Raw genomic sequence first — 17357 nt, 5'->3', positions numbered from 1 at the left:
GCGCTATCTCGGTGCCGCCCAGCCCTTGTAGTCGCGGACATTGGCGCGCGTGACCAGCGTCGAGGGCAGCAGCACCACCGGCTTGGCAGGCCGCTGGCCGTTCATCATGCCGACGCCGAGCTGCACCGCGGTGCGGGCAATGGCCCACGGATCCTGGCTGGCCGAGGCCTGCACCAGCGTGTCTGCCTTCAGCGCCGCCTCGATGTCGGGCGCGCCGTCGACGGATGCGATCAGGATGCCGCGCCGGTTGAGCTGCCGGGCGGCCAGGTCGGCCCCGACCGCCTGCGGGTCATTGATGGTGAAGACCGCATCCACCTTGGGAAAGCGCGTCAGGTAGAGCTGCATCACGTTGAGCCCGCCTTCGCGCGATCCCTTGGCGTCCTGGTCGTCGGACAGGATGCGGATGTCCGGATGTTTTGCCAGCACCGCCTTGCAGCCCCTGACGCGGTCCAGCACGGCCGACACCGGCGGCCCGTTCTGGATGATGAGGTTGCCGCGGCCCTTGAGCTGTTCGGCCAGGAAGCCGCAGGCCAGCTCGCCGGCCTGGAGGTTGTCGGTTTGCACGGTGGCGTCCGCGCCCGCCGCGGCCACGTCCACCGCCACCACCACGATGCCCGCCTTCTTCGCCTTGCGCACGGCCGGTTCGATGGCGCGCGCGTCGGCGGCATTGATCAGAATCAGATCCACGCCGGCGACGATAAAGCTGTCGATGTGCGAGAACTGCTTGTTGAGGTCATAGTCGGCCGACAGCACGGTGACCTTGGCCTGCGGGTTGACCTGCTTCGCCGCGGCTTCGGCGCCTCGGGCCAGTGCCACGAAGTAGGGGTTGCCGAGCGAGCCGAGCGTGACGCCTACCTTCTTCAATTGCCGTGGCGCGGCAGCCGCGACGGTCCCAGTGGCCGGGGCTTGTGCCATGGCGCCGGCTATGCTGCACGCGCCAAGCGCGACTACCATCAGGAATTGCTTGATCACTTCCGTCTCCTGCGCGTGCTCAAGTGCGGGCCGAGCCCTTCTGGCGATAGCGGTCCAGTGCGACCGCGCCGATAATCACCAGGCCCTTGATGATGTACTGCCAGATGTCCGACACGCCCAGCAGCACCAGGCCGTTGGAGAGTGCCGCGATGATCAGCGCGCCGATCAGCGTGCCGCCGATGGAGCCGACGCCGCCGACAAAGCTGGTGCCGCCCAGGATCACTGCGGCGATTGCATCCAGCTCATAGGATTGCCCCAGCTGCAGGCCGTTGGCCGCGTACAGGCGCGAGGCGGACATCACGCCGCCAAGCCCTGCCAGCAGGCCGGACACCGCATAGACGAACAGCAGTACCCCCCACACCTTGATGCCCGACAACCGCGCCGCCTCGGCGTTGCCGCCCACGGCGTAGATCTGCAGCCCCAGCACCGTCCGGCGCAGCACGAACCAGGACACCGCGACCACGGCACCGGCAATGATCACCAGCCAGGGCACGCCCAGCACGTCACCATTGCCGATGAAGGCAAAACCGATGTCGGGGTTGTAAAGCGTGCTGTCATGTCCGGCCAGCCGCGCCAGCCCGCGCACCGCGGTCAGGCTGCCCAGCGTGACGATGAAGGGCGGCAGCTTCATGAAGGCGATCAGCGTTCCGTTCACCAACCCGAACAACAGGCCGCACAGCAGGGCGGCGGGCACGCCGAGCGCGGACAGTTGCGGCGTCAGCGAAGTCAGCATCGCCGCCACGGCCGAGATCGAGAGGATGGAGCCGACCGACAGGTCGATGCCGCCGGTCAGGATGACGAAGGTCATGCCGGCCGCCAGCACCAGGTTGATCGACGCCTGCTGCGCGATGATCGACAGGTTCTGCAGGCTGGCGAAGTTGTCGGTCAGCAGCGTGAAGCCGGCACACAGCAGCACCAGCACAGGCAGCATGCCCAGCGCCCGCAGGCGCTCCTGCGTGGTGGCGCCGCGGCGGCTGGCCAGCGTGCGCGCCGCGCCGTGTGAAGAAACTGCGTGTGCCGTCGGGTGGATCGAATTGCGCATGGTGTCTCCTGAATCTGTGTGGCGGTGCTTGCCGCCGGCCGTCTGTGCGGTCTCGGGGGATGGTCGGTTCAGTGCAGCGCGGTGGCTGGCGTTGGCTCGGCAGCACCGGTGGCGAGGGCGATGATGCGTTCCTGCGTGGCGGCGGCATCCGGGCAGGCGCGTACCTCGCCAACCAGCCGGCTTTCGCGCATCACCAGCACGCGATCGCACAGGCCTACCACCTCCGGCAGTTCGCTGGAAATCAGCAGGACGGCGACGCCGGAGCGGGCCAGCTCGTCGATGAGGCGGTAAATCTCGGCCTTGGCGCCGATGTCGACGCCACGTGTGGGCTCGTCCAGGATCAGCACACGCGGCTTCGTTTCCAGCAGGCGCGACAGCATCACCTTCTGCTGGTTTCCGCCCGACAATGAGCCGACATTGACGCGGGGATGCGCCACGCGAATGCCCAGCGAGCGGATGGCGTCGGCCGTGCGCCGGCGCGCGCTGGCACGATTGAGCCGGCCGCCGTGCAGCGCATCCCGTGCGGCGACGATCAGGTTGATGTTCTCGTGCACGCTCTGGTCAAGGAAAAGGCCCTGCAGCTTACGGTCTTCGGTCAGGTAGGCAATGCCGGCGTCGATGGCCTGGCGCGGATGGTGAATGACCATTGGCGAGCCAGCGAGGTACACCGCGCCGCTGGTGGGCGTGTCGGCGCCAAAGACCAGCCGCGCTAGTTCCGTGCGGCCCGCCCCGACCAGGCCGGCCAGGCCAAGGACCTCTCCGGCACGCAGGTCGAAGCTGCAATCCCGCACGCGCCGCCCGTCAGACATATTGCGCACGGACAGCACAATGTCGCCCGCTTGCGTTTCGCCATGCGTCTTGGTGTAGAAGCCCGACAGGTCGCGGCCGACCATCATCTTGACCAGCGCCGCCTGGGTCAGCCCGGCCTTTTCCAGGGTGCCGACGTAGCAGCCGTCACGCAGCACGGTGACGCGGTCGGCCAGTTCGTCGATCTCGGCCATGCGGTGGCTGATGTAGATGATGGCCATACCGTCGGCCCGCAACTGGCGGATCAGCGCGAACAGGCGGTCGGTCTCGCGGGTAGACAGCGGAGTGGTGGGTTCATCCATCACCAGGATGCGGTTCTCGAAATGCACCGCGCGGGCGATTTCCACCAACTGGCGCTGGGCGATCGACAGGCGCTCGACCAGGGTCTGCGGCGTGAAGTCCGCGCCGAGCCGGGCCAGCGTGGCCTCGCAGGCCCGTGCCATGGCGGCGCGATCCACCATGCCGTGGCGGTGCAGGTGGCGTCCCAGGTAGATGTTCTCGGCCACGCTCAGGTTGGGCGCCAGGCTCAGTTCCTGGTAAATCACCGCGACGCCGTGGGCGCGGGCCGCGAGCGGGCCGTCGATGACGACCGGATGGCTGGCAATGCGGCACTCGGCACCATCGTCGGCGATATAGGCGCCCGCGAGGATCTTCATCAGCGTCGACTTGCCGGCGCCGTTCTCGCCCATCAGCGCGTGGACCTCGCCGGGATAGATCGTCAGCTGGACATTGCTGAGCGCCTTGACGCCGGGGAAGGTCTTGGAGATGTTGCGCATCTCCAGCAGCGGCGCCGCAGCGGCGTGCCGTGGGGCGGTGATCGTGTCAGACAGTGGCATGGCTGGCCTCCGGAACCATGGCGGACGCGCCCTTGAGCAGTTCCGCACGCGGCGAGAAGTTCATGAACATCGGCAGGGATGCAGCCCCGACTGCGCCGGCGTTGGCCCCGAAGCAGCCGCGTACGATGCGCGCGGCTGGGCGTGCCTCCGGGGCGCTGTCGTTCAGCACCTGCTGCAGGCGCTCGATCAGCGTAGCCATCAGGCCGCCGTCGATATCGGCATCGAAGATCACCAGCGGCACGTCCAGCACGGCCAGCGCGGATTGCAGCGCAGGGGCCAGCGCGTCCACGCAGTCATCCACCCATTCCGCCACGGCCGGGTGCTTCAGTTCCACCTGCCGTTGCAGGTCGGCATGGCCGTGCACCGTCACACCGTGGTGGCGCAGGTGGCGCGTCAGCGCGTTGAGCGAGGCGCGCGAGATCAGGATGTCCCGCCGGCGGCCCGGCACTGCCGGGGCGGACGCCAGCGTGCTGGGCGGCACCGGCATCATCGCGATGTCGCCGGCATTGCCCGAGACCCCGCGCACGCAGTCGCCGTTGAGCACCACGCCTGCGCCGATGGCCGGGCCAAGGAAGACGTAGAGAAAGTGCTGGGCATGGTGACGGCCGTAGAAGAGTTCGGCCACCGCGGCCGCAGTGCCGTCGTTCTCGCCGAACACCGGCAGTCCGGTGGCCGCCGCCAGCATGGCGGGGAAATCCGCCTCGTCCCAGGCGCGAAAAGTAGCCTGGAAGGCTTCGCCCTGCACGTCGAGTTCACGCAGCCACGCGCCCAGGTTGTAGGGTTGCGCAACGCCAATGCCAAGCAGGCGCTTCTGCTCGGCCGGGGTGAGCAGGGCGCGCATTTCGTCGATGTCGCGGCGCACCAGCTCAAGCGCCTGGTCGGGGTGGGGCAGCACCATCTGGTGCGCGCGGCTGGCCAGTATGTGGCCGGCAAAGTCGACCATGACGGCCTCCATGCTGCCGCGGTCAAGCCGCACGCCAATGCCGAAGGCCCCCTTGGGCTGCAGGCGGATCAGGCTGGCAGGCTGTCCGCGCTGGCCTTCCACGCGCCGCCCCGAAAGCTGGACCAGGCCCTCGTCGGTCAGTGTCTGCACGATGCTGCCGACGGCGGTATTGGTGAGCTGCGCCATGCGGGCCAGGTCTGCCTTGGATGCTTCCCCGGCGCGGCGCAGGGCCAGCAGCAAGGCCCGCTCGTTGTAAAGGCGCAGGCTGGCGGAGTTGACGCCACGGCCTGCCTTGGATGCGTTCATCTTGTCTCCGGTCCGGTGTGCTCCAGGTCTGTGCTCCTGGGCATCATTAATTAATTCATGTTGAATTAAAGAACAGAGCAAGGAAGAACTCAACTACGGGGAAACCCTCGGGGCCGCTTTTGAGGCTGCCAAAACGGGGTGGATTCGGGGTTACTCGCACTCTTCGCGAAATCGGGCGGTGTTGGCGGTTGAGGCGGTCCAGCGCCGCGCAGCGTAGTGTGTCCAAAGCGCGGATGGCGGCCGACATAGAAGGCGACGATACCGATTACGCTCTCCAGCCCGAGAGGCCAATTTCGCAGCTCCCACGTGCCATGAGAGATGGCAATGGATCAGTCTGCTCGGATCGGGTTGTAGCACCCAGCCTTTCAGAAATTCGGGAAGTTGAGCCGATTCGCCACGCTTCTACTAAGCTGATTCAGTGCCTATACCCTATTGACTTAGATTTTTCTTACGTCAGAATTAAGGAAAGCTTTGGTCAGGGAATCAAAGAGACGCTGAACAGTTCCCTGTGGTTTCAAGCGCGGTGATCCGAGGCATGGACAGGAAGATGCCTCTTAGTCATTGGAAAAGTGAACAGAACATCATCATCCAATGGGGCATACGGCGGTTCGTACGCGAGTGTTTTTGAACGGGGGCAGAAATGACGACGGCACGGGCTGGAACCAAAGGGGAGGCCATCAGACTCCTCGAAGCGGCGGGCGTAGGACTCATCGACCTCGATTATGAGACTGGTTGGCAAGACGCTTCTGAACTTAGTCATCTGGGCGAGAAATCCGGCGTCCGCGTAGAGTACCGCGGCCATGAGAGTATCGCCGTCAGCTCGCCGGCGGCACTTGTTGCCGGCTTGAAGCGTCCTAAGCTAACGTTCCGTCAACGCAATCTCTATTGCCAGTTTGTGTTGAGCGAATTGACTGCGAATGAACTGGCAGCCCTGGAAGCGAAAGCCATGAGGCTGGGCGACTACATCCTTGCCGGGCACCTGCTGCGGGACGCCGATACGTTCTGGGTCGAGTAACCCCGACGCAAAAGTAATCCCTCAGGCCCCGAAGGCTTGGCATCAGCACACCTCTTTGGCTATGCTGCAAGTTCGCGACGTCATGCTGCAATGGGCAGTTGCGACAAATCCAACGATGGAAGCAGTCCCAGCACAATCTGTGCGGATCAAATTTTGAGGACGAGATGGCAACTGGCACTGTAAAGTGGTTCAACAGCGAAAAGGGCTACGGATTCATCACGCCGGACGATGGCGGCAAGGACTTGTTTGCTCATCACAGCGAAATCCAAGGTACTGGATTCAAGGCACTGGAGGAAGGCGCGAAGGTAGAGTTTGAAGTCACGCAAGGCCAGAAAGGCCCACAGGCTTCAAATATCCGCAAGCTATGACCACCTGAGTACGCTGAGCGGCCCGAACGGCAAAAAAGCCCTTCTCTAATTGCGAAGGGCTTTTTGTCTGTGGGTGCGGGACAAAGATTGGGAAGACCGGAGGAAGCGGCGCGCGTGCCGGTCCGGAACCTGGCCCTGAGATTGTCACCGGCCGGTAATCAGCAGCCCAAGCAAGACCACCACCGAGAGGCCGAGCACGAATGTCAGCGCCTGCCAGAAGCGCAATGGATTTCTCTCCATCAGTGGTGGAGTCGCGCGCTGCCAGAGTGGCTGGGCAGGGATGTGCAATGCCTGAATAAACTCGGACATCGTTTCATGCCGTTTCAGTGGATTGGGATGCAGTGCCTTTCGCACAGCTTCATCGACCCACACTGGCAGATCGGGGCGTAGCTCGCGCAGCGAAAGGTAGCGCAAGCGCCGAAAGTTCGAGCGATCGCGCACCTGCGTCACCTGCAATCCATACGGCAGTTTTCCGGTCAGCATCTGATAGGTCAGTGTCGCCAGCGAGAACAGATCGGATGCCACAGTGCCACCGTCTCCAATCAAGTATTCAGGAGCGGCGTACTGCAGTGTGCCGACTGGTTTATCGGGGCGTGGATTCCGCGTGCCTTCGGCCAGCCCTGCCACGTGTACAGTCCCAAAATCCATGATCCTGACCGTGCCGGACCGATCGATCATGGCATTCTCCGGACGCAGGTCCTGATGCAGCATCTCGCGTCGATGAAAGGCCTGCAACCCGACTGCCAACTGGGCGACGATCGCGCGTACCGCGTCCAGGTCCGGTGATGGATGATCGATCATCCATTGCCCGAGGGTCTGGCCGTCGACATACTCCATCGCCACGTACAGGTGCTTGCGCTGCCGGTCTGCAATGTGTGGCCTGACCACGTGCTGGTTGTCAACGCGTCTGGCCACCCATTCCTCTAGCAGGAACCCGTCGAGATGCGCCGCATCTTCGTATCGGTCCACGGCTGGGATCTTCAATGCGACAAACTGGCCGCTATCATCGTCCACTGCCAGATGCACATGGCTGCGGGCACTGGCATGAAGCTGCCGAACGATCGTGTAGCCCTCGAACTTCATGCGGGGCGCAAGAGGCGGCGGCAGGGCGAGGCGTTCGGCTTGCATGCGCGCGCTCGCCGCATCGAGTTCCGGCAAGGCATCGACGCGCGCGATTTGCACCGTCACGTTGTCCTGGCTGCCTCTTTCGATCGCAACCGCGGCCAGGGCTTGCGCGGCGCGCTGCAGATCGCCGGCACTGGCGGCCAGCGCCCGGTGGACATCCGCGGCGTCCAGATGCTCGTAGGCGCCGTCGGTGGCAAGCAGATAGACTTCGCCGGCTTCCAAGTCCCAGGCGCGATAGTCAATCTCAACGGACGGACCCGTCCCCAGGGCACGACCCAAGTAAGCTTCCGACGCTGAAACGCATATCCGATGATCGTTGGTCAGCTGCTCCAGCGTATGGCGGTGCAACCGATAGACGCGGGTATCGCCAACGTGCACCAGGTGAGCCTCCCGCGCCTTGAAAATGAGCGCGCTGAAGGTGCATACGTACCCCCGGTCGCTGTCGAAGCGGGCATCGCTGCGCCGGGTCTGCGCGTGCAGCCACGAGTTGATGGCTGCCAGCACGCGCTGTGCTGATCGCCGCACTGTCCAGGCTTCGGATGTGCAATAGTAATCCTCAAGAAAGGTTCGCACGGCAGCGGCGCTAGCCACCTGGCTCACCGCGCTTGTACTGATGCCGTCCGCCAGTGCCAGCGCGATTCCCTTCGTGACGCGCTGGTAGCCGGCCGGTTGTGTCACGCCATGAAAGTCCTGGTTGACTGGTTTCCGGCCCGCCTCAGAGTGCTGGCCAACGCTGACGCAGAGTTGCCCGTGCATTCGCTTCGACCAATGTCACCGATCAGCCGAGAACGCGTTTTGCCGCCGTCTTGTAGTGCGTGCTGTATAGCGTGGCGCCGACGAACGTCAAGCCGCCTACAAGATTGCCCAGGACAGTCGGAATCTCGTTCCAGATCAGATAGTCCATGATGGTGAAGTTGCCGCCCAGCATGAGTCCAGACGGGAACAGAAACATGTTGACGATGGAGTGTTCGAACCCCATGTAGAAGAACACGAGGATGGGCATCCACATGCCGATCACCTTTCCCGATACCGAGGTCGACATCATTGCAGCCACCACGCCCGTCGAGACCATCCAGTTGCACATCACAGCCCGGATAAAGAGAGTCAGCATGCCAGCGGCACCGTGTGCGGCATAGCCAATGGTGCGGCCTTCGCCGATGTGACCAATCTTCTGCCCGATCGCGTTGGGTGCCTCGGAAAAGCCGAAGGTAAAGATGATGGCCATGAATACAGCCACGGTGAAAGCGCCGGCGAAGTTGCCGCAGAACACAAGGCCCCAGTTCCTCATCACGCCCTGCCAGGTAGCACCCGGGCGCCGATCCAGGACAGCCAGCGGTGCCAGCGTGAATACGCCGGTCAACAGATCAAAGCCGAGCAGGTAGAGCATACAAAAGCCCACGGGGAAGAGCAGGGCGCCAACCAGGGCATTGCCGGTATTGACGGTAATCGTGACTGCGAATGCGGCAGCCAGCGCAAGGATGGCGCCAGCCATATAGGCCCGGATCAGCGTGTCGCGCGATGACATCAACAGTTTGGATTCTCCGGCGTCGACCATCTTGGTCACGAATTCGGTGGGGGCGAGATAGGCCATTGGGTATTCCTCTCCGTTGCTTCGTTGGCGCACAAAAGACAAACGGCGTCTTTCCCACGCCATACACAGTCAGCGGGGAAAGGACGCCGTTGTCCTCGGTTTCTACAGGGGTTCGAAAGGGTACGAACTATTTACCGCTTGCCAGCGCGGCGCTTCAGCGACGCTGGCAGCAGGCCGTCATCGGCCTGCTGCCGGATCCAGTCGCATGTTCCATGCCAGCGAAGCGGAGCAGCTTCGGAAGATCGCCTTGCGTTGGTGGTGCAGAGGCGGCCCGCTTTTGGTGCGCCCTGTGGATCGAATGCAATCGTGGTGCAGGAAAGCCTGGCGGCGGCGCAGGGCTTGTGGCAGTGCACCTCGCCTTCAATCATCATGTTCGTGCCTGCGATGCTATTCTGAGTGATGCTTGGAGCACTCGTGTTCCAAGCATCACTCAGCGAGCAGTACGCTGCCTCAACACGTGGAGCTTGATTCCAGCGCCGGGAGCGATTAGTCTCAATGCTCGGTGTGCGCCCACCCAGCGCGTCCTCGCACCGATTTCACGCATTGCCGTTTCCCTCTTCGTCCGTGGAACTCTCTCCACGGGGCAGCAGTCGTAGTTCCTTTTTCCGACCCCGACAAAGGAGGCCGACATGCTTAGTCCGCATGAAATCGCCGCGCTGTTACTGCTTGGCGATGCACAAGACATCGATGATCTCGAACCAGAACAACTGGATGGGTTGCTGGTTCATAAGCTCGTGACGATGGAGCATGGCCATGGCGGCGCTAATGCCCACCCTCGCTTGACAAGTCAAGGGTATTCCGTGCTCGAAGCCATGCGTCGTATGCAGTAACTTGGCGACAATCGGAGACCGGGCATTTCGGTCGAGTCGTGGGGCTGCTGACTTGGGCAGCGCACGACCTCTTTCGAGCGGTCCCGCATGGCTCACCACACAAGGGCGGCGATTGCATGCGCTGTCGGCTTGGCGGATACTGACTTTGGGGAACTCTCTATGGTTACCCGATTTCTTCCTGGACGTTCCGCGGCTCTTTCCCATCCGGACGAGGGCTGTTCTTCGAAGGTGTCGGTGTAGGTCGGATACGTCCGGTATGGCGACGACCGTCTCTTATTCCTGATGGTCTGCCAGCTTCGCCTGCATTGCTGAATTGATCCACGTGAGGAGTGTGACCATGACAGCCGGACTCGTCAGAACCGAGCATGACCTTCTGGGCGATCGTGAAGTTCCTGTCCAGGCCTACTATGGCGTACATACGTTGCGGGCAGTCGAGAACTTCCCGATCACGGGTACCCCGATCTCCATCTACCCTGAACTGATCAAGGCGCTGGCCGCGATCAAGCAGGCCGCGGCGCAGGCCAACCATGAACTCGGATTGCTCGATCAGGCACGCTGCGATGCCATCGTCGGCGCCTGTCAGGAGTTGATTGCCGGAAAGCTGCATGATCAGTTCGTCGTCGACGTGATTCAGGGAGGCGCCGGCACCTCGACCAACATGAACGCCAACGAGGTAATCGCCAACCGGGCGCTCGAACTGCTCGGGCACCAGAAGGGCGAGTACCAGTACCTGCATCCAAACGAGCATGTGAACATCGGCCAGAGCACCAACGACGTCTACCCGAGCGCGCTGAAGGTCGCTACGTGGTTCGGCATCGTCGGCCTTGTGGACGCCATGGCGGTGCTGCGGCGGGCCTTCGAGGACAAGGCGGAAGCGTTCGCCCACATCATCAAGATGGGCCGCACCCAGTTGCAGGATGCCGTGCCAATGACACTCGGCCAGGAATTCAGCACCTACGCCGTGATGCTTGGGGAAGACGAGTCGCGCCTGCGCGAAGCCGCGATGCTGATCTGCGAGATCAACCTCGGTGCCACCGCGATCGGCACCGGCATTACTGCGCATCCGTCGTATGCACCGGTGGTGCTGCGGCGCCTGCGTGAAATCACCGGCATCCCGCTGCAGACCGCCCCCAATCTGATCGAGGCCACACAGGACTGCGGTGCCTTCGTGCAGCTTTCCGGCGTGCTGAAACGCGTCGCCGTGAAGCTTTCCAAGACGTGCAACGACCTGAGGCTGTTGTCCAGCGGACCGCGCGCCGGACTGGGCGAGATCAATCTGCCGCCGATGCAGGCCGGTTCCAGCATCATGCCCGGCAAGGTGAATCCAGTCATTCCCGAAGTCGTGAATCAGATCGCCTTTGAGGTCATCGGCAATGACGTCACCGTCAGCTTTGCCGCGGAGGCCGGCCAACTCCAGCTCAATGCGTTCGAGCCGATTATCGCGCACAGCCTGTTCAAGAGCGTCAGCCATTTGCGCAACGGCTGCCTGACGCTCGCCGAGCGCTGCGTCAAAGGCATCACTGCGAATGCTGACCGGCTGCGGGCCACTGTCGAGAACTCGATCGGTGTCGTGACGGCGCTCAACCCGTACATCGGCTATGCGAACGCGACGGCCGTTGCGCAGGAAGCGCACGCCACAGGCGGCAGCGTGTATGAAATCGTCTTGCGCAAGGGCTTGCTGTCCAAAGAGGAACTAGACCGCATCCTGCGCCCCGAGACGCTGACCCAGCCGGTGCCACTGGACTTGCACGGGAAGTCGCACTGAGCAAGATGTCCGTGTTGGCAGCTGCCGACCCATCTCAGGCATCTTGACCGCAGTATCCAGAACCTGATCCTCACACCCACCGGTCAGTGGCACGAGCACGAGCACGCTGCCCAGAACCCGTGATCTGGCTCGATGTGCCGCCGCCGACGCGGCTCACACGCTCCCAGCGCAGGCCTCGAGCGTGCTGCAATTGCTGAATTAACCCGTCTGAGTGCATTTCATTCAATCCCTCCTGAAGTGGGGCATTGTTAAGACAATCTGGCGCCGATAGTGCACCACAGTGGAGCGCGAGCCGGAAGCGAACCTGTCTGCGGGCGATTGCGGTATCGCTCGGCGGGGCGCTTCGTGGCCCGTCCGGTACGCGCACGAGCCGTTTCAATCTCCGGCAAGCACAGCGAACACCATTCGTAGACCAGAAGAAAAGAGGAGTGCCATGCGCAACAACCAGCCTGTCACGCAGCGGGAGTTCGAGTTTCCCGAGAACGCCACACTGATGTCCACCACGGACACGCAGAGCTACGTCACTTACGCCAACGCCGCGTTCGTCGAAGTCAGCGGCTTCACGCGCGAGGAGATCCAGGGGCAGCCGCACAACCTCGTTCGCCACCCCGACATGCCAGGCGAGGCATTCGCCGACATGTGGGCCACGCTCAAGGGCGGCGAACCGTGGACCGCACTGGTCAAGAACCGCCGCAAGAATGGCGACCACTACTGGGTGCGCGCCAATGCCACGCCGGTCGTGCGACATGGACGTCCGGTCGGCTATATGTCCGTGCGTACCAAGGCATCACGCGAGGAGATCGCCGCCGCCGAGGCCCTGTACCGCGAATTCCGCGAGGGCCGCGCGGGCAAGCGCCGGTTCCACAAAGGACTGATCGTCAGGACAGGATTCATGGGCTGGACCTCGATGTTCCAGACCATGCCGGTGCGCTGGCGCGTGAGGCTGGCATTGCTGGCGCTGGTTCCGGCCTGCACTGCCGGCGCCTGGTGCATGGGCCTTTCCGGCATGGCACTGGGCGGCTTTGCCGGCATCATGGCGCTGGTTTCGATGCTGGCCTCCTGGTGGCTGCAGGTGCAGATCAGCAGGCCGCTGGAAGAAGTTCTGCAGCAGGCCCTGCGCGTGGCATCGGGCGAGAGCCAGCAAGCGGTCCATATGAACCGCGTGGATGAAATCGGCATGACGCTGCGTACGATCAGCCAGCTCGGCCTGATGTTCCGGTGGCTGATCGACGATGTCAGCGAGCAGGTGATCAACGTCCAGACCGCCAGCAACGAGATCGCGCGCGGCAACTCCGACCTGAGCGCACGCACCGAGCAGGCGGCGAGCAACGTGCAGGAAACGTCGTCCTCGATGACGCAGATGACGGCAACCGTCAAGAGCAATGCAGAGACCGCGGCACAGGCCAACACCTTGTCGGGTTCGGCCAGCGATGCTGCGGAACGCGGCGGCCGGGCGGTGTCCCAGGTGGTCAGCACCATGGACGAGATTACCGAAAGCTCAAAGCGCATCGCGGACATCATCAGCGTGATCGACGGCATTGCCTTCCAGACCAACATCCTTGCTCTCAATGCGGCGGTGGAAGCCGCACGCGCTGGCGAGCAGGGGCGCGGCTTCGCGGTGGTTGCCGGCGAAGTGCGCAGCCTGGCCCAGCGCAGTGCCAACGCAGCCAAGGAAATCAAGGGGCTGATCGACGTAAGCGTGCACAACGTGGCGTCCGGCGCCAGGCTCGTGGACGATGCCGGCAAGACCATGGACGACATCGTGGCGCAGGTGCGGCGCGTGTCCGACCTGATTGCCGAAATCAGCGCCGCTACCGCGGAACAGAGCAGCGGCATTACACAGGTGGGCGGCGCAGTCAGCGACCTGGACCATATCACCCAGCAGAATGCCGCCCTGGTCGAGCAGAGCGCCGCGGCGGCAGAGAGCCTGAAGCAGCAAACAACGCGACTCGTGGAGGCGGTCAGCGTGTTTCGTTGAAAGACGCCTTAAGATCAAGGGGCATTCACCAATTCCCGGAGCAGTGATTTTCCCACGGCCCACTCGTCGAGACCGGAGTCCTCGTTGATATGACCTGCCCCGTCAATCACGATGAGGCGACTGCCCCATGACCTGGCAAACATCTCGGCGCGCTCGAGTCCCACACGCGGGTCGTTATCGCTCGCAACAACAATGCTCGGGAACGACAAGGGGCCGAGGGGCATTGGACTGAATCCGCGCACCGCATCGGGTGTGCGGGTTGGTGAGTCGACGTCCGAAGGCGATACCAGAAGCGCGGATTTCACCCCATGTCCGTGCGTCCTGGACCAATGGGCTACCAAAGCGCATCCGAGACTATGGGCAACCACAACGGGAGCGATATTGCAGGCGAGAACGGCTTGTTGCAGCGTCTCAATCCAATCAGCGAGGCAGGGATTCTCCCAGTCTTGCTGAGTCACACGATGACAGGCAGGATCGGACGCCTCCCAGAGGCTTTGCCAATGCCGGGGTCCGGAGCCTCTGTAGCCAGGGATGATGAGAATGGGGGTATTGGTCATGGCGTGGCGAACGTGAAACTGTTTGGGACGGCTTACGCCTTCAGCAAATGATATTTAATCCGGTGGTCATGAAGCGGTTTCAAAACTAAAGAATATGGCGGAGCCAAGATCACTCGTATCGGTCCACACTAGGCTCGACATTTTTACAGCCCCGCGCCTTGCATGCCCATGATGGCCTGCTAGCGTAGAGGTACCGCACAAGTCTTTAGGTGCGCGGCAGTCGATCCTCCCGCTGCTATAGCGCCGAAAGCGCCCCATGAGGTGATCCATCATGCCGACATCTATCGGTGCTCACCCTCACGCCGATGATCTGCCTATTGTGGCGGTGGGCGCATCTGCCGGCGGTATTAGTGCCTTGCGGAGATTGCTCGAGTCGCTGACGGGAGACGTTCCCTATGCGATGGTTGTGCTGCAGCACTTGCCCCCCAATCACCCGAGCCAGTTGGCTGACCTCCTTCGCAAATGGACACACCTGCCCGTGGTGGATGCCAAGGAAGGATTACAACCTGAACCGGGTCACATCTATGTACCGTCACCCGACAGTATCCTCATGCTTGAGGCGGGGGTTTTCAGCACGCGACCGGCCGCGGGCGGCGCGAGGCGCCCTGGGATCGATACGATCGATGCGTTCTTTGAAAGCGTTGCGGCTCGGGGTAGCCCGCGCGCCGTCGCGGTGGTGCTGTCGGGAACGGGCATGGACGGGACGGCCGGCGCGGTGAGCATCCGCCAAGCTGGCGGTGTCGTCATTGTTCAAGATCCGCTGACTGCGCAGCATGACAGCATGCCGACATCCGTGATTCAGCGAGGCATCCACGATCATGTGCTGCCAGTTAGCGCGATCGGGCGACAACTGCTTGCCTGCTTTGACGAGGGTTATACGAGACCGGCAGCGTCCCAAGACTGGGAGTCCACCGTTTCCGCAACGCTTGATCGCATCTTGTCCCTGATCCGCCGGGAGGCTGGCTTCGATTTAAGCGGGTATAGGCCATCGCCGTTGCTATGGCGTATCCAGCAGCGCATGGACGTGCGGCGCGTCCGTTCCTTTGAAGACTACGCGTGGCTGATCGAGGATGAACCCGTCGAACTCGAAGCGTTGGTGCGTGGTCTGCCCATACACGTCACTGAGTTCTTCCGCGATGGCGTCGCATGGACCGCCTTTAAGAACGAGGTCCTTGAACCGTTGGTATATGAAAACAATGGCACGCCGCTGCGCATCTGGACCCCCGCTTGCGCTACTGGCGAAGAGGCATACTCGGTGGCGATCCTGCTGGACGAAATTGTCCATGAGAGCGGTCGCAGCCTCGATTATCAGATTTTTGCGACGGACGCCGCACCCGAGGCCGTGGTGCGAGCGAGTCGGGGCTGCTACAGGGCTGAAACCTGCTCCACGATGGACCCGACGCGGTTGTCACGTTACTTTTATACAGCCGACGGCCGGTGTCGCATCAAACGCTTCCTGCGCGAACGAATGGTATTCGCGGTACAGGACGTCATATCGGACCCTCCCATCTCATCGGTCAATGTGGTGACCTGCCGCAATCTCTTGATCTATCTGGAACCCGAAACCATCAAGAAGGTTCTCCACACGCTCAATAGTGCCTTGTGTATGGGCGGCTCGCTGTTCCTGGGAGCCAGCGAAGCCTATGCGGCGGATAAATTTGGCTTCGCAGCCGTCTCAAGAAAGTGGAATATCCACAGGAAAGTGGCGAGGCTGGGAGCGCTCAATCGGAATCCCGCGCCGAGCAGGGGGACCGTTCTGGCCTCGTCGGTTCGGGCGGCAGCGGAGCGGAATCGTGTCCCCACCGTGCTAATTGACGAGGAATGCAATCTTCTTCGATTGTATGGAGATACGAGGGGAATTCTTAATCTTCCTGCCGGAGAGCCCACCCTCAATCTTCTTCGGCTTGTCGATGGCACCTGGGTCGGCCAGCTCAAAGCTGCGGTAAGGCAGGCGCTTGGCTCTGCAGAAGCGTGCACTTTCGACCGTAGTGTGGCGCGCGACGGCCAGATTTCACACGTCACAGTGAGCGTAACGCCCCTGGAACCAGCAACGGATGGAGACCTTAACCGAGTACTCGTGTCGTTTAACACCCTCGATGATACGGCTGAGAGTCCGTCCCTGGCCAACCTCAGCGATGCAGGCGTTTACGAAGACCAGAGGCCATGGACCGAGTGGGAGGATGATCTGCGCATCTCGCGCGAAGAGTTGGACGCCTCACGGGAAGAATTACACGCGCTTAACGAAGAACTCAAGGCTGCGAACGCCGACTTGAATGCGAGCAACCAGGAGCTTAACGAAGCAAACTTCGATCTCAAAGAGAAGATTGCCGAGATCAAGATGCAAAGCGATGTGTTGTCTTCCGGTGCGGTCATGACCTTGTTTTTGGACAGGGACCAGAAGATACGCTGGTTCACACCATCGATCTCACAGGCCATCCCCATTCAGCGGGAGGATGTTGGACGATGCGTCTCCGACCTGTCCCCCTCCTTTCACGATCCACTCTTTGCGTCGGATATACACGCCGTCCTGGCTACCGGCGCTCAAAGCGATGCAGTTGTCAGCCGCAGTGAAGATCGCTGGCTACTGCGGCGCATCTACCCGCATCGCTCTTCCGAAGGTGTCATGCTCGGGGTCGCCATCACATTTGCTGATGTGACAGACCGAACCCGGGCCGAGCATGGCCTTCAGCGGAGCAAGATTTGGCTCTCTGCCCAAAAAGAAGCGTTCCAGTCGGCCATGAACGGCGACTCACTGCAAACCTCGCTCGGCTTCCTGCTGCAGAGCTTGCTGGACCAAGCCAAGGACGACCGTCGATGCGCGTTCTACATTGCTCAGGGTAAGACGTTGCACCACGTAGTGGGCATGCCTGAAGAATATGCGAAATACGTGGACGGATTCGTAATCTCGCCGGAATCGCTAGCATGCGGTCTCGCTGTAGCTACTGGGGTGCCTGTAATAACCCCGGATGTGCTCAAGGAACCCAGGTGGAAGCCGTGGACTTGGCTGGCGCTCCAGTTCAACTATCGCGGTTGCTGGTCGTTCCCCGTGGAGACTTCCGCAGGCAATCTCGTTGGATCATTGGCGATGTACTTTGAACGACCGCGCGAACCGACGGGGCTGGACATCGAGCTGGCCGCGGCCTTTACCCACACAGCAGGCATCATCATCTCGCAGCATAACCGCGCCGAACCCGCCGCAGTGATTTGATGCAGCACGCCAGA

General features: G+C 62.3%; 14 protein-coding genes. 6 read left to right on the top strand and 8 right to left on the bottom strand.

Going from position 1 to position 17357, the window contains the following annotated elements; translation table 11 throughout:
* Window positions 1–3 precede the first annotated feature (3 nt).
* The 4 genes from AC3FNH_RS14675 to AC3FNH_RS14660 form a co-directional block, all read right to left on the bottom strand.
* Window positions 4–954, bottom strand: a complete 951-nt coding sequence (locus AC3FNH_RS14675; protein WP_488720600.1) for an ABC transporter substrate-binding protein — start codon at window positions 952–954, stop codon at window positions 4–6.
* Window positions 955–991: 37 nt separating this feature from the next.
* Complete coding sequence (locus AC3FNH_RS14670) at window positions 992–2014, bottom strand: ABC transporter permease subunit (protein ID WP_488720543.1); 1023 nt, start codon at window positions 2012–2014, stop codon at window positions 992–994.
* A gap of 68 nt (window positions 2015–2082) precedes the next feature.
* Window positions 2083–3657, bottom strand: coding sequence for a sugar ABC transporter ATP-binding protein (locus tag AC3FNH_RS14665; protein WP_276102063.1), 1575 nt, complete (start codon window positions 3655–3657; stop codon window positions 2083–2085).
* The gene (locus AC3FNH_RS14660; RefSeq protein ID WP_488720542.1) at window positions 3644–4906 is read right to left on the bottom strand and encodes an ROK family protein; all 1263 of its coding nucleotides are present in this window, start codon (window positions 4904–4906) and stop codon (window positions 3644–3646) included. Before AC3FNH_RS14660 ends, AC3FNH_RS14665 begins: the two co-directional genes overlap by 14 nt.
* A gap of 640 nt (window positions 4907–5546) precedes the next feature.
* Here AC3FNH_RS14660 and AC3FNH_RS14655 point away from each other — a divergent pair.
* Both AC3FNH_RS14655 and AC3FNH_RS14650 read left to right on the top strand, forming a co-directional pair.
* Entirely contained in the window at window positions 5547–5921 is a 375-nt protein-coding gene (locus AC3FNH_RS14655; protein WP_276102061.1) for a PHA-granule associated protein 4, read from the top strand.
* 164 nt (window positions 5922–6085) lie between these two features.
* Window positions 6086–6289, top strand: a complete 204-nt coding sequence (locus AC3FNH_RS14650) for a cold-shock protein (RefSeq protein WP_276102060.1) — start codon at window positions 6086–6088, stop codon at window positions 6287–6289.
* Between the two features lie 144 nt (window positions 6290–6433).
* Here AC3FNH_RS14650 and AC3FNH_RS14645 read toward each other — a convergent pair whose 3' ends face one another.
* The 3 genes from AC3FNH_RS14645 to AC3FNH_RS14635 all read right to left on the bottom strand — a co-directional run bounded on the left by AC3FNH_RS14645 (window position 6434) and on the right by AC3FNH_RS14635 (window position 9376).
* Window positions 6434–8170 carry a bifunctional protein-serine/threonine kinase/phosphatase gene (locus AC3FNH_RS14645; RefSeq protein WP_276102059.1) on the bottom strand — a complete coding sequence of 579 codons (1737 nt, stop codon included), beginning with the start codon at window positions 8168–8170 and terminating at the stop codon, window positions 6434–6436.
* A gap of 22 nt (window positions 8171–8192) precedes the next feature.
* Window positions 8193–9005: a formate/nitrite transporter family protein gene (locus tag AC3FNH_RS14640; RefSeq protein ID WP_276102058.1), complete on the bottom strand. Its 813-nt coding sequence runs from the start codon at window positions 9003–9005 to the stop codon at window positions 8193–8195.
* Between the two features lie 131 nt (window positions 9006–9136).
* A complete protein-coding gene (locus tag AC3FNH_RS14635) occupies window positions 9137–9376 on the bottom strand; it encodes a hypothetical protein (RefSeq protein WP_276102057.1) in 240 nt (79 codons plus the stop codon).
* A gap of 258 nt (window positions 9377–9634) precedes the next feature.
* On the opposite strand from AC3FNH_RS14635, the gene AC3FNH_RS14630 reads away from it, so the two are divergent.
* The 3 genes from AC3FNH_RS14630 (at window position 9635) to AC3FNH_RS14620 (ending at window position 13578) form a co-directional block, all read left to right on the top strand.
* Window positions 9635–9835 (top strand): hypothetical protein, encoded by a 201-nt coding sequence (locus tag AC3FNH_RS14630; RefSeq protein WP_276102056.1) that lies wholly within the window; start codon window positions 9635–9637, stop codon window positions 9833–9835.
* Window positions 9836–10172: 337 nt separating this feature from the next.
* Window positions 10173–11600, top strand: a complete 1428-nt coding sequence (aspA, locus tag AC3FNH_RS14625; protein ID WP_276102055.1) for an aspartate ammonia-lyase — start codon at window positions 10173–10175, stop codon at window positions 11598–11600.
* Window positions 11601–12033: 433 nt separating this feature from the next.
* Window positions 12034–13578, top strand: coding sequence for a methyl-accepting chemotaxis protein (locus AC3FNH_RS14620; RefSeq protein WP_488720541.1), 1545 nt, complete (start codon window positions 12034–12036; stop codon window positions 13576–13578).
* 14 nt (window positions 13579–13592) lie between these two features.
* Here the strand turns inward: AC3FNH_RS14620 and AC3FNH_RS14615 are convergent, their stop codons facing one another.
* The gene (locus AC3FNH_RS14615) at window positions 13593–14135 is read right to left on the bottom strand and encodes an RBBP9/YdeN family alpha/beta hydrolase (RefSeq protein ID WP_488720540.1); all 543 of its coding nucleotides are present in this window, start codon (window positions 14133–14135) and stop codon (window positions 13593–13595) included.
* A gap of 271 nt (window positions 14136–14406) precedes the next feature.
* On the opposite strand from AC3FNH_RS14615, the gene AC3FNH_RS14610 reads away from it, so the two are divergent.
* Window positions 14407–17343, top strand: coding sequence for a chemotaxis protein CheB (locus AC3FNH_RS14610; protein WP_488720539.1), 2937 nt, complete (start codon window positions 14407–14409; stop codon window positions 17341–17343).
* Window positions 17344–17357 lie beyond the last annotated feature (14 nt).

This window comes from Cupriavidus sp. 22TCCZM01-5, assembly GCF_057798915.1.
Note: the sequence above shows the minus strand (reverse complement) of the source record. Positions and strands in the feature narration are given on the sequence as shown.

What these genes read in the sequence shown, in the direction of transcription:
- AC3FNH_RS14675 (WP_488720600.1), bottom strand. Translation starts at nt 954, where the DNA reads ATGGTAGTCGCGCTTGGCGCGTGCAGCATAGCCGGCGCCATGGCACAA.
- AC3FNH_RS14670 (WP_488720543.1), bottom strand. Translation starts at nt 2,014, where the DNA reads ATGCGCAATTCGATCCACCCGACGGCACACGCAGTTTCTTCACACGGC.
- AC3FNH_RS14665 (WP_276102063.1), bottom strand. Translation starts at nt 3,657, where the DNA reads ATGCCACTGTCTGACACGATCACCGCCCCACGGCACGCCGCTGCGGCG.
- AC3FNH_RS14660 (WP_488720542.1), bottom strand. Translation starts at nt 4,906, where the DNA reads ATGAACGCATCCAAGGCAGGCCGTGGCGTCAACTCCGCCAGCCTGCGC.
- AC3FNH_RS14655 (WP_276102061.1), top strand. Translation starts at nt 5,547, where the DNA reads ATGACGACGGCACGGGCTGGAACCAAAGGGGAGGCCATCAGACTCCTC.
- AC3FNH_RS14650 (WP_276102060.1), top strand. Translation starts at nt 6,086, where the DNA reads ATGGCAACTGGCACTGTAAAGTGGTTCAACAGCGAAAAGGGCTACGGA.
- AC3FNH_RS14645 (WP_276102059.1), bottom strand. Translation starts at nt 8,170, where the DNA reads ATGCACGGGCAACTCTGCGTCAGCGTTGGCCAGCACTCTGAGGCGGGC.
- AC3FNH_RS14640 (WP_276102058.1), bottom strand. Translation starts at nt 9,005, where the DNA reads ATGGCCTATCTCGCCCCCACCGAATTCGTGACCAAGATGGTCGACGCC.
- AC3FNH_RS14635 (WP_276102057.1), bottom strand. Translation starts at nt 9,376, where the DNA reads ATGATGATTGAAGGCGAGGTGCACTGCCACAAGCCCTGCGCCGCCGCC.
- AC3FNH_RS14630 (WP_276102056.1), top strand. Translation starts at nt 9,635, where the DNA reads ATGCTTAGTCCGCATGAAATCGCCGCGCTGTTACTGCTTGGCGATGCA.
- aspA (WP_276102055.1), top strand. Translation starts at nt 10,173, where the DNA reads ATGACAGCCGGACTCGTCAGAACCGAGCATGACCTTCTGGGCGATCGT.
- AC3FNH_RS14620 (WP_488720541.1), top strand. Translation starts at nt 12,034, where the DNA reads ATGCGCAACAACCAGCCTGTCACGCAGCGGGAGTTCGAGTTTCCCGAG.
- AC3FNH_RS14615 (WP_488720540.1), bottom strand. Translation starts at nt 14,135, where the DNA reads ATGACCAATACCCCCATTCTCATCATCCCTGGCTACAGAGGCTCCGGA.
- AC3FNH_RS14610 (WP_488720539.1), top strand. Translation starts at nt 14,407, where the DNA reads ATGCCGACATCTATCGGTGCTCACCCTCACGCCGATGATCTGCCTATT.